This is a genomic window from Alteromonas mediterranea DE, from assembly GCF_000020585.3.
Taxonomy (GTDB): Bacteria; Pseudomonadota; Gammaproteobacteria; order Enterobacterales; family Alteromonadaceae; genus Alteromonas; species Alteromonas mediterranea.
Genome location: NC_011138.3, coordinates 90,399 through 102,162 on the forward strand (window position 1 = coordinate 90,399; position 11,764 = coordinate 102,162).

At 43.2% G+C, this 11,764-nt stretch carries 13 protein-coding genes; 4 read left to right on the forward strand and 9 right to left on the reverse strand.

What is annotated here, in order from left to right; translation table 11 throughout:
* The first annotated feature begins 44 nt into the window (after nucleotides 1-44).
* The 3 genes from MADE_RS00435 (at nucleotide 45) to MADE_RS00445 (ending at nucleotide 1,467) form a co-directional block, all read left to right on the forward strand.
* Nucleotides 45-362, forward strand: coding sequence for a TonB-dependent receptor plug domain-containing protein (locus tag MADE_RS00435; RefSeq protein ID WP_023559473.1), 318 nt, complete (start codon nucleotides 45-47; stop codon nucleotides 360-362).
* A gap of 6 nt (nucleotides 363-368) precedes the next feature.
* On the forward strand, nucleotides 369-905 hold the full coding sequence (locus MADE_RS00440; RefSeq protein ID WP_012516610.1) for a DUF2938 family protein: 537 nt from the start codon (nucleotides 369-371) through the stop codon (nucleotides 903-905).
* A 76-nt stretch (nucleotides 906-981) separates the two neighbouring features.
* Nucleotides 982-1,467: a hypothetical protein gene (locus MADE_RS00445; protein WP_012516611.1), complete on the forward strand. Its 486-nt coding sequence runs from the start codon at nucleotides 982-984 to the stop codon at nucleotides 1,465-1,467.
* Between the two features lie 96 nt (nucleotides 1,468-1,563).
* Here MADE_RS00445 and MADE_RS00450 read toward each other — a convergent pair whose 3' ends face one another.
* The 7 genes from MADE_RS00450 to MADE_RS00480 all read right to left on the reverse strand — a co-directional run bounded on the left by MADE_RS00450 (nucleotide 1,564) and on the right by MADE_RS00480 (nucleotide 9,553).
* Nucleotides 1,564-3,228 carry an amino acid ABC transporter ATP-binding/permease protein gene (locus tag MADE_RS00450; protein ID WP_012516612.1) on the reverse strand — a complete coding sequence of 555 codons (1,665 nt, stop codon included), beginning with the start codon at nucleotides 3,226-3,228 and terminating at the stop codon, nucleotides 1,564-1,566.
* Nucleotides 3,229-3,235: 7 nt separating this feature from the next.
* A complete protein-coding gene (gene cydD / locus MADE_RS00455) occupies nucleotides 3,236-4,927 on the reverse strand; it encodes a thiol reductant ABC exporter subunit CydD (RefSeq protein WP_012516613.1) in 1,692 nt (563 codons plus the stop codon).
* Between the two features lie 2 nt (nucleotides 4,928-4,929).
* Nucleotides 4,930-5,931 carry a cytochrome d ubiquinol oxidase subunit II gene (gene cydB, locus MADE_RS00460; RefSeq protein ID WP_012516614.1) on the reverse strand — a complete coding sequence of 334 codons (1,002 nt, stop codon included), beginning with the start codon at nucleotides 5,929-5,931 and terminating at the stop codon, nucleotides 4,930-4,932.
* Nucleotides 5,932-5,933: 2 nt separating this feature from the next.
* A complete protein-coding gene (locus tag MADE_RS00465; RefSeq protein WP_012516615.1) occupies nucleotides 5,934-7,331 on the reverse strand; it encodes a cytochrome ubiquinol oxidase subunit I in 1,398 nt (465 codons plus the stop codon).
* A gap of 241 nt (nucleotides 7,332-7,572) precedes the next feature.
* On the reverse strand, nucleotides 7,573-7,968 hold the full coding sequence (locus tag MADE_RS00470) for a rhodanese-like domain-containing protein (RefSeq protein ID WP_012516616.1): 396 nt from the start codon (nucleotides 7,966-7,968) through the stop codon (nucleotides 7,573-7,575).
* 8 nt (nucleotides 7,969-7,976) lie between these two features.
* Entirely contained in the window at nucleotides 7,977-8,840 is an 864-nt protein-coding gene (locus tag MADE_RS00475) for an MBL fold metallo-hydrolase (protein WP_012516617.1), read from the reverse strand.
* A gap of 62 nt (nucleotides 8,841-8,902) precedes the next feature.
* The gene (locus MADE_RS00480) at nucleotides 8,903-9,553 is read right to left on the reverse strand and encodes a peroxiredoxin (protein WP_012516618.1); all 651 of its coding nucleotides are present in this window, start codon (nucleotides 9,551-9,553) and stop codon (nucleotides 8,903-8,905) included.
* A 134-nt stretch (nucleotides 9,554-9,687) separates the two neighbouring features.
* Here MADE_RS00480 and MADE_RS00485 point away from each other — a divergent pair, with 134 nt between their 5' ends.
* Nucleotides 9,688-10,134 carry a hypothetical protein gene (locus tag MADE_RS00485; RefSeq protein WP_232363090.1) on the forward strand — a complete coding sequence of 149 codons (447 nt, stop codon included), beginning with the start codon at nucleotides 9,688-9,690 and terminating at the stop codon, nucleotides 10,132-10,134.
* 44 nt (nucleotides 10,135-10,178) lie between these two features.
* On the opposite strand, the gene MADE_RS00490 is transcribed toward MADE_RS00485, so the two are convergent.
* Entirely contained in the window at nucleotides 10,179-11,006 is an 828-nt protein-coding gene (locus MADE_RS00490; protein WP_232363091.1) for a TlpA disulfide reductase family protein, read from the reverse strand.
* Between the two features lie 192 nt (nucleotides 11,007-11,198).
* Complete coding sequence (locus tag MADE_RS00495; protein ID WP_012516621.1) at nucleotides 11,199-11,708, reverse strand: helix-turn-helix transcriptional regulator; 510 nt, start codon at nucleotides 11,706-11,708, stop codon at nucleotides 11,199-11,201.
* Between the last annotated feature and the right edge of the window lie 56 nt (nucleotides 11,709-11,764).

Genomic DNA, 11,764 nt, shown 5'->3' on the forward strand with positions numbered 1-11,764 from the left:
GCTTAACTCATTACAAGATACTTCATGTCTTTTCCAGTTTGGATATGGTCGAAACTACCTGGCCACCTCTTAAAGGTGGCGTTTTTTCAATTTCACATATGGCCGGAGTGGATACGGTAAGTGCAGGCGGGCAAGCGGGAGAGCCAGTTGTAAGAGGCTTAACCGGTAACCGCGTGCGAGTGTTGCATGATGGTGTGCCTCAGGACTTTCAACAGTTTGGAATTAGACATGCACCAACCGTTGACCCCGTTAATGCCTATAGAATTGATGTAGTACGTGGGCCTATGAGCGTTATTTTTGGGTCAGATGCATCAGGCATGGGCAGGAATATTCAGCTTAGCCTGTCGGCTCAACTTAGGTAATTGACCATGAGCATCACTTTAGCAAACAAAGATGACAGAACCACACTCTTAATCTTATCAATAGTGCTCGGTGTAGCAGCAACCGCCTTTTTAGACGCTGTGAACTATCTGCAACACATCGTCCTAGATAAGCCACTAACGCGGTATGAATTTATTGGGCGATGGGTTATTTATATGACAGACGGCGTATTTTCCCATGAATCAATTAAAACCGCAGAGCCGCGAAAGGGTGAATTACTGCTGGGGTGGTTTGGCCACTATGCGATTGGCGTCGGGTTTGCGCTTCTTATGCTTGTGTTTACAGGTTTAAGGTGGATTCAAAAACCATCGTTCATGCCGGCTTTTATTGTGGGTTTTGCCACTTGCAGTATTCCTTTTTTCCTTATGTATCCAGGAATGGGATACGGCGTTGCAGGCTTGCATACACCAAACCCTGCCATGCTTCAGTCGAAAGTACTGTTATCCCATTTTATTTTCTCAGTGGGTCTTTATGCCGCAGGCTGGCTTTTAAGCAGGCGGATTCAAGATGCCAGTAATGAATAAAAAGACTTTCACCACACGCACAGTCGCGCGTTTGCAATAACTAAACTATGCGGAACATCACACAAGGGTAAGCCATATGAAAACGATACGCCTAAATTCACACCGCTTAGCTTTAATGTACGGTTTCTTGTTACTGATATTGTCTGTTCAGGCGTTCTCTACAAACGCGTCAGAGCATGAACATAGTCCTAATCATATCTCGTTATTTATCGGTCATACGGATTTTTCTGAACATGGCAACGGTGAAACAGTTGGTATCGATTACGAATACAGAGTTTCACCGTTATTAGGTTTAGGTAGTGTAGTGGAGTACGCATTTGGCTCATTAGACGCACTAACTGCGCTTGCAGTGGCAGATATACATCTCACCGATCAGTTTATTATTCAGGTAGGCCCCGGCTACGAGTACACCTCTGAACATGAGTTCTTTGTTTCACGACTAGGTGCCTTGTATGAATTTCGATATAGCGGGTATACCTTTTCGCCGCAATTTCATTTTGATTATCATGAGGGCGTTGGAAGTTCAAAGGTTGCTGGTTTGGCTGTTGGTTTCGACTTTTAACTTATCCTTTTTGCTTGCCGCTTCATACGTTAACAGCGAGACAGGATAATGAACGCATAGGCGCCAGCATTCGTTAAATAAACGGCGCCTCAAATTTTACGCTGCTGATAAATCCACATTAAGTGAATGGTAATCAATACTTTGCTGCTCGATAAACAAGGGCACTTCATGAAGTAAAACAATAGATTTTCGTGCCGTAAGCCAAGGCAATATACGCATGAAAATACGCTCTGCCATAGCGCTATCTAGGCCATTAAACGGCTCATCTAATACAATAAGCTCTGGGTTTCTAAGTAATAACCTAGCCAAACAAATGCGTCTTGCTTGTCCACCTGAGACCTTTGCTCCACCTTCACCTAACCAGGTATTCAATCCCTCGGGAAGCGAATCAGCCCACGCTTGTAGCTCTACTAGCGAAAGTACATCGAACACTCTACTGTCTTCTATGCTTTCAAGACCCAATGTTAAGTTGTAGTACAAACTGCCAGACAGTAATGAAGAGGTTTGCTCTAGATAGGCACAGTGGCGATACAAGCTGTCTGACGAAATATTTTGTACAGATATATTATTTATCATTACGCTAGCGTTCGATTTATCTAACGGTACAAGCTTGAACATAAGCTTGGCCAAGGTTGACTTGCCAGAACCAGAGCGGCCTGTGATTAAAAAAGGGGTCGTATCAATCAGATTAAAGCTTATGTTGCGTAACGCACTCGCGGGAATATGTGGGTGATTACTTACCGTGCAACGCACTTCGCTTATCGCCGCGATATCAGTGTTATTACTTACATTGCTTTCACTGGCCAACGTTGATAGGCGCTTACTTGCATAGTCGGTTTTTCCCCATGTACTGAACTGTTCTGGTGTAGTCTGTAAAAGCTCAGCTACACCGACAAACAAAAGTGCCAACATGATAGCTGTTGGCCCCTCAATAATGTGGTGGTTTACAGCCCATAGGCTGGCATAAAGCGTAGCTACAAGGGCAATAGCAAATATTGAATCGGTTACCACCTGAATTCGAGCAATACGTTTTTGCAGATTATTGTGATGTTGTTCAAATAGCGAGAGTGCTCTCGTAGTGTCACCTGAATGATGACTCATCAAATGCTGGCTATTGAGCACAAATGCGCCCTTAAGATGGCTAATCAAGGTTTCTCTCGTGTGATTTAAGTGCGAAATGGCTTGCGAGGCGGCGCTTTTAGTTTGCCGTATTGAAAACAGTATAAGAAGTAACCAGGCTAGCGTTGAAGCAATTATAAAAACAACACCAAACTCAAACCATATGAAGCACAAAAAAAGGCTTACCACACCTAAAAGAAGCCCTGTGGCTAGAGTTGGAATGGTGTAACGAATTAATATGCTATCAAGGGCATCTAAGTCTGATGTGAGCCGGCTTAGCCACTCGCTGTCAGACGTTTGCCTTACATCGTGAAGAGGCCTACGGGAGAGCGCATTAAATATCGTGACGCGATATGTCGCAATTAGCCTCAGAATAGTATCGTGATTGTATAGTCTTTCAATATATCGGCCAATGGTCCGACTAAGGGCAAAATAGCGGATCCCAGAGCCCGGCATATACATATCAAGCTTTACAATTAAACCCGCACCTATGGCTATTCCAGCTAACGCCGTGGCAGTAATGAGCCAACCGGAAAGCGCCAGTAACCCCACGCCAGAAAGCATGGTAAAAAACGACCAAAAGAGCCCAATTAGCAGGCGTTTACGCTCATTCTTAAAGATAATTGAAAACCAAAACTTCATATAACCGTTAGGCCTTATTGGTTAAGTCAAAATGATTACTGGTTTTTGCTATAAGGTCGCTGTCATGTGTTGCAACCACTACAAGGGCGCGGCTTTTAAGCTCGTCTAAAACGCCAGTAATTACGAGCCTACTTTTTAAGTCTAAGCTTGCCGTGGGCTCATCAAGTAAAATAAGTTCGGGTGGGTTTAACAGTACTCTCGCTAGCGCAATACGCTGCATTTGTCCTCCAGATAACCCTTGCCCATGCTCACCTATCACGGTGTCTAGCCCGTTATGATGTGTTAGAAGCTCATCTGACAATTCAAGTCTTTCAAGAACCCTTAACATATCTTCATCTGATGCGAAGGCGGCGGTGACGGATAAATTCTCTCGAACGGTAGCGTTTTTAATCCATGCTTTCTGAGGCAAATAGGCAATGGAGTGCACTTCTTTAAGTGCTAGTTCAACACTGCCCGACATTGGGTGTAAATAACCTGCAATGGTGTTGAGAAGGGTGGTTTTACCACACCCCGATTCGCCAGAAAAAACCAGTAAACCTCGCCCGGAAAACGAAAAGTTAAGGGCAGACATTTTCTGTTTATTGCCGCTGTACCCAATAACGGTGTCTTTAAACATCAAGCGCGTTACATCACTTGAAGCTATAACGTGTCTGCCATCGCTGCAGCCTAATAGCACTTGTTGTTCTTCCAAGTGTTGCAGTGAAGACATTATATTATTGGCGGCGCCTAAAGCGCAGGCTCTGTCGTGATAGTAAGTCGATAGCGTGCGCAATGGCTTAAAAAATTCGGGTGCAAGCAGTAAAATACCAAGCCCTGAAAACAGCGTTAACGACTGTGCAGGCCCCCAATTAATTGCCCCGTAAAGTGAAAAACCAATATAAATAGCAAGGCTTGCAATGGCTACGCTGGTGAAAAACTCCAGTACCGTTGAAGAAAGAAACGCTAGCTTAAGTGTTTTCATAACAACGTTACGATAAGTGTCACCACGCTTAGCAACCTCATCAGACATATTTTTTTGCGCGCCTAAAAGCGCAATAGTTGAAAGGTTTGCGACACGGTCGAGAAAGTGCCCGGCTAAACGTTGGCGTAACAACGCATACTTTTCGTTCACATGCTCAGCGCCCATGCCAACCAAAATCATGAAAAGAGGAATGAGAGGCGCGGATACTAAGAGCAAAATGGCGCAAAGCCAATTCAAATAGGCAACAGTAACAAGAATGAGTAGAGGGGTTATCACAGCAAGCATTTGCTGAGGCCAATAGCGAGAAAAATAGCCGTCAGTAGATTCGATATCTTCAACCCATTGCGACGCTAAGGCGCCATTAGATAGGCTTTGTAGTGCAACAGGGCTGGTGGCATTCCACTGTTTAAGCAGTGTATTCCTTAAATGGTTTCTTACATTGGCACTTGCGTCTTGTGCAAGGTTAGTTTGCTTCCATGTGAATAGTGGTTTTACAACACTAACAACTAAAAGAAGCAGCCAATAGCCAGACAAATCACTAAGAGAGGATTGGTTTACAAGCGTATCATGTGCAATAAGCGCAACTAACAGCCACTGCACTATCATAAGCACTGACCCTATCGAACCAAAAAACACTGATTGATTCAAAAGGGAGCGTTGGCTGGCTACTTGCTCTTTTAAAAACTGCGCGCCTGATACAGCTTTGTTGTCAGGCGCGCTTCGGGTACTACTAGTCATGATTAATGATAACCAGCGTCGCCTACTTTTCCTCTAAATACCCAATAAGTCCAGCTGGTGTAGGCTAATACAATGGGAATAACAAATAAGAAGCCCAACAACAAGAAAAGTTGTGAATTATAAGAAGACGCGGCGTCGTAAATAGTAAAGTTTGGTGGAACAATGTAAGGCCATTTACTAACTAATAAACCAAGGTAGCTGAACAAGAATATACCCATTGTGGCAACGAAAGGCATACCATCTTGTTGCTTTTTAACCGAACGAAATACTACATAGGCACACCATAATACCAATACCGGAAGTGCCCAAATAATACTAAAACCTTCAAACCATCTGACCATTGCTGTGCTATCTACATAAGGCGTATAGAAAGACACTACACCAAATACAACAAGCAATGCGATAAGCAATTTAGGCGTAATTTTATATGCCCATTGTTGTACCGCACCGTCTGTTTTCATGATAAGCCAAGTGCTGCCAAGAAGCGCATAGCCTACAACAAGACCAAGACCTGTTAATACGGTAAACGGCGTTAACCAATCAAGGGGGCCACCTGAGTAAACAAAACCTTCAGTTTCAAAACCTTGAATGTAAGCGCCTACTACCGCACCCTGTGCAAAAGAGGCAACAAATGAACCTACAGAAAATGACCAGCTCCATAGGTATTTTGACGTTTTTGCTTTAAACCTGAATTCAAATGCAACGCCTCTGAATATGAGGCCAGCCAGCATTAAAAATACGCCAATATAAAGGGCCGGTAAAAAGACTGAGTAAACCAGAGGGAAGGCCGCAAGCAACCCTGCGCCTCCCAAAACAAGCCAAGTCTCGTTGCCATCCCACACAGGGGCGACAGAGTTCATCATTTTATCACGTGCTTGTTCGTCGGGTGCGAAGGGGTACAAAATGCCTTGGCCTAAGTCAAAGCCATCCATTAGCACGTACATCATGATCCCGAAACCAATGATGCCAGCCCAAATTAAGGTCAAATCAAATGTTGGTTCCATTTTTATAAGTCTCCATCAATAGCCACGTGGCCAGCAGAAAATGGGCGAGCTGGACGTTCTACTTCATCCATTTCATGAGAGGCGTTTGCTTTTTCTAGGCCGCCTTTGAACACCTTAAGCAAGTAGTAAATACCAGCGCTGAATACCAAAGCATATACCACTACATATCCAATTAACGAGAACAGTGCCATGCCACCGGTCAGCGAAGGCGTTAACCCTTCTGCATGAGTCATTTGGCCGTATATAAGCCAAGGTGCTCTTCCAGCCTCAGTGACAATCCAGCCTGCCAGTACCGCAAAGAACGGGCTTATGCTCATCAATCTAAGGCCTTGTAAGAAAACGGGCGATGTATAAATTTTGCCGCCTTTCCTGTATACAAGCCCCCATACGCCGAACAATACCATCAGCAATCCAAGTCCAACCATGACCCTGAACGACCAAAACACAACAAACACAGGAGGTTGTTCCTCTTTAGGTACCGCCTTTAACCCCGGCACTTCACCATCCCAGTCGTGAGTGAGTATGAAGCTGGCTAACTTAGGAATTTTCAATTCAAAATGATTGGTTTGTGCTTCTTTGTCTGGAATAGCAAAAAGCAGTAGAGGAACACCTGTACTTGTCTCCCAGTTACCTTCCATCGCCGCAACTTTTGTAGGCTGGTGTTTCATGGTGTTTAAACCGTGGAAGTCTCCAATAACCGTTTGAAGTGGAGCAAGGAACAATAAGAACCATAACGCTACAGACAGCGCTTTTTTATTCGCTTCTAGTTCACGTTTTTGCAAAATGAACCATGCACTAACGCCTGCTACAACGAGCGCGGCAGTAAGGAATGAAGCTAAGGCCATGTGCGTAAAGCGATATCCGAAAGATGCTGTGAATAGTGCATCAGCCCAAGATTTTACGTGGTAAATGCCGTCGATAAGCTCCAAGCCGTCTGGGGTTTGCAGCAGTGAGTTGGCTGACAATATCCAAAATGAAGAGATAAACGTTCCTGTTGCCACCATGATAGCGGCAAAAAGGTGTACCCCTTGCGGTACTTTTTCTCGACCAAAAAGTAGAACGCCAAGAAACGCCGCTTCTAGGAAGAAAGCCGTAATGACTTCGTAACTTAGCACAGGCCCTAAAAAGTTAGCCGTGGCATACGAGAAGTTACTCCAGTTTGTGCCAAACTGGAACGACATAACAATACCGGAAACCACGCCTATGCCGAAAACAACGGCGAAAACCTGTATCCAAAATTTTGACAAACGTTGCCAAATTGGGTTTTCAGTCTTAAAATAAAGTGTTTCAAATCCCGCGATGGTACTCGCCAGACCAATAGTAAACACTGGGAATATGGCATGGAAACACACCACAAATGCAAACTGTATTCTCGACAGTACGAGAGGATCTAATTCCATAATGCAGGCCTCTTTAGAGATAAACGCAATCAGGTTATAAATTCACCCTATGTAGGGTAGATGGCGAGCATTTTACGCTCCCCTTTCTTAAATGTATATTTAAAATGTACTTTTAATGCTCGTATCTTAACAATAATTAATGTTTAAGTAATTAACGGCTTACAGCGAGTAAGCTAAAACGCATAGGTCATCTGTGTATAGACATAACGGGTGGTTTGATTGCCTATCACCGTCTTTCGGTTTAATGGCTTAATGTCAGTTGTTTACGTTGCCACTCATCCATACCTCCGGCAACAGAAAATACATACTTATGGCCCATATCAGTTAACGATTTAGCCGCCAACGCAGACCGGCCGCCTGTCTTACAAATTAGGTAAACACTGCGCTGTGCTAGGTCATTAATCGCATCCTGCTCCTCGCAGTGGTGTGCAAGAAGTGGGTGGCTACATATTTTTGCTTCAAGCATGCCTCTAGGAAAGTTCACCGAGCCATTAATGTGACCGTGTTGGTATTCCTCACTTTCCCTAACATCAATCAAAATAACGTCCGGTTGGGTTAGTGCCACCATTAAATCGTCTACCGTTACTTCCTCAACCGCAGCTTTCACTTCGCTAATGAATACTTTTGGTGTTTTCATCATTCACCTCACAGTTGGTTAATGGGTACTTTGATGTAGCTAACGTCATTGCTCTCTGGTGGTGGTAACTCGCCTGCTCTCACGTTAACTTGAATAGAAGGCAAAATGAGTCTAGGCATACTTAAAGTCGCATCTCGAGTTTCACGCATTTTTACAAATTCATCCTTTGAAACGCCATCTTTAACGTGAATGTTGTATTCGCGCTGCTCGCCAACCGTTACTTTGCTTTCATGAGTGCGGTGTTTTGTAGGGTAATCATGGCAAACGTAGATATTGGTTTCTTCAGGTAATGCCAAAATGCGATGTATTGAATCGTACAGGGTAGTTGCACTGCCACCAGGGAAATCACATCGTGCGGTGCCTACATCAGGCATAAACATTGTGTCACCTACAAATACCGATTCGTTATTAAGTAAGTAGGCAATATCTGCTGGTGTGTGCCCAGGTACATGCATAACCTCAAAGCGCATGTTACCCACTTCAAGAGTGTCACCCTCTTCAAATAATCTATCGAACTGAGCACCGTTAGGCAGAAACTCTTTCTCTAAATTAAACAGCGCTTTAAATATTTTCTGTACTTCAGTAATGCGCGCGCCTATACCAATTTGCGCGTTATATTTGCGTTTGAAAAATGGTGCGGCTGATAAGTGATCAGCATGGGCATGGGTTTCCAAAACCCATTCTACTAACAAGCCTCGTTCATCTACAAAGTCTGCAATTTTCTGTGCACTGGCGGTATGTACGCGGCCCGCGCTATAGTCAAAATCTAATACAGGGTCGATGATTACCGCTTTTGAAGAAGCTTTATCTTCGACTACATAGGTAAAAGTTTCACTGTCATTATCTAAGAATGAAGTAATTTCAATATTCATGGTGATCTCCTAAATTCAGAGTTGGGTGGCATGCTTTCATGCCACCAATAAAAGCGTTTTACTTACAGCGCTTTTTTACAGAAGTACCAGTCGACATAGTTGTAGCCCGCAGACTCACGACCTTCAGCATCTTCGATAGTGTGAGGAGGTGGAACAATAACTTCATCACCAACCTTCCAGTTTTCAGGGGTAGCACAGCTGTTTGCATCGCTGGTTTGTAGTGCTTCAACCAATCTTACGAATTCATTAATTGCTCGGCCATTGCTCATTGGGTAATAAACCATAGCGCGAAGAATACCTTCTGGGTCGATAATGAAAGTTGCTCGAACCGCAGACGTGTCGCTCGCTCCAGGCTGAACCATGCCGTAAGCCTTCGCTACTTCCATCGACAAATCAGCAATGATTGGGAAAGGAATAGTTACGCCAAACTTCTCTTTAATGTTGCGAACCCAAGCAATGTGCGAATGCGTGCTGTCGATAGAAAGGCCAAGTAGCTCAGTATTAAGTGAAGCAAACTTGTCAGCCGCATTAGCAAAACCGATGAATTCAGTAGTACATACTGGCGTGAAATCAGCAGGGTGAGAGAAAAGTACCAACCACTTGCCTTTGTAATCAGAAAGTGACTTTTGACCGTGCGTTGTCTTAGCACAAAAGTCAGGTGCAGGGCGGTTAAGTTGCGGGAAAGTTACGTTGTTTTGAATTTCTGTCGTCATGATTAAGCTCTCTTTTGTTTAAAGGTGTATTTAATTTACACATTTAATGTATAGTGAGTTATGAGGTTTTTCTAATATATTTTTTTGAATAGCTTCATCGGATTAATCGTTTAATGAAATTAATTAGGAATGAAATGATGACAAAATTTTTAAAAGCACTTGTTGTTGGAGCGCTCTTAGCTAGCGTTTCAGGCCTCGCTGAGGCAAAAGAGACCAACTTGGTTGACGGTCTAGCGGTAGTCATTACATCAGAAAATGAACAGGCTCAGATGATGGCGATGGTGCTATCGCTTCAAACGATAAAGACACATGGGAAAGAGGCACATATTACATTATGTGGTCCTGCGGGTAATTTGGCGCTACGCAGTACTGTAACGAAGCCGATGAAGCCAATGGACGCCTCACCGTCAATGATGCTTAAAAAGTTAATCCAGTTAGGCGCAAAAGTAGAGCTTTGCCCGCTTTATCTTCCTAATAAACCGGGTTCTGACAATGCACTAATAGAAGGAATTACCGTTGCTAAACCCGTTGAGGTTGCAGAGCGCTTACTAAATAGCAATTTTAAGAACTTAACGTACTAGTATAGCGAAATGGAAGCCTTGGCTTATAGTTGCCAGGCTTCCGCTTAATCACTGCTGTTGATAGCTTTTTTTCGTAAGGGGTCTAAGTAATATTGAAGGCTTGCCTCGGACAATTCGCCCATATGGCTGTCAACCAATTTACCGCCGGCATTAAAAAATAAGGTGGTGGGAAGCCCGAAGGCGCCTAACTCTTTTGCTGTGCTGCCAGTAAAATCAAAATATGTATTTTTCAAATCAATTTTTTGTTTGCCCAAAAATTGTCGTACTTTACTCGGCGCTTCTCCCTGATTTACAAAAATATACTCTATGTTTACATCGTTTTTTTGCGCGTATTCCAACATTGGCATTTCTCGCCTACAAGGCGGGCACCACGACGCCCAAAAGTTTATAACGGTAGGCTTGTTATTGTTTAAAACTAACTCGATGGGTGTACCGTCAGCATTGTAAACGTTGATAGTTTCAATCGTTCTTTGATTGCTTAGCATTGAGTTAAAAACAAAAAAAGGGAAAACTGCAACAGCCGTAATAGCTGCCGATTTTATGTATATAGAAAACAGTTGGCTGTACTTTTTGCTTCTAAATAACATGATGCACACCCCTGCAAACCAACCTATTGATTGGTTAAAACCACCGTCTCGTATATCAATTGCTGATAGCCAGTCGTGCTGGTACACCTCCCACATGGCAATAACAAACGCGACTCTAGCGGCGAACAACCCTGTAAATAAACTATAAAATAAGGTATCAGTAGCAAACGATTTGTATGATGCCTTGCGAGTGAAAAAAGCAGTTAGCAACCATAGTGAAATAACACTTACTATAGTTAGAAGAGAGTCAACTGTTAGGGCAATTGGGCCTATTGAAATACTCATAAACATAAAAAACAACTTATTGATAATAACGTCGGAAATAGGCCTACACTGATATAGACATTGAAAATTGAGACCGGTTGTAATAATAAACTTAAATAACGGACTGGCTCAGCCTCGCTCAAACCTAGAAGTCTGCTTCTACGCCCGAACTATCGGCTCATTCAACAATTGGGTTTGTCTTTATTCAAAGAGCTATGCCGCTTTATCTTCTTGTTGAAGAATATCTTCAAAAAACCAAGCGGCTAGTGCATAGCGCCCTTCAAGTTGAGACTTTGCGTAAACTGCCGATGCTTGTTGTCTAACGGTTTTCTCTTTTGTATTTCTTGCCGCTGCAATTTCTTGCGTGCTTAAGCCTTTTAACATGAATAAGGCTACCTCTTTTTCGCTCGGGGTTAAGCTCCAATCATTGAACTGATTTTCGACCTCGTGCAAGTATTGCGCTTTCACATTTCGCAGCTTGTTATTCATAGAGCTCAATCGTGCAGTGGCGGTATTGAGCTCGGCGAGTAACAGCTTTGTTTTTCGGGTGCGTTTACGCATATCAAAGATAAGATAGACAGCCATCAAACCCGCAAGTAACACAATCATCGATTCTTCGATAATGTGTGAAGTAGGCACATTCAGTGACAAATCGACCATGACATCTCTGAAGTTTAAAAACATGATGAGCAATAAAAGGCTAGTAATTACTTTATCTTTCATTTTCTTTAAAAACAGTAAGTTAGGGCTTTATGGGACATATGTCTAATGACGATGAG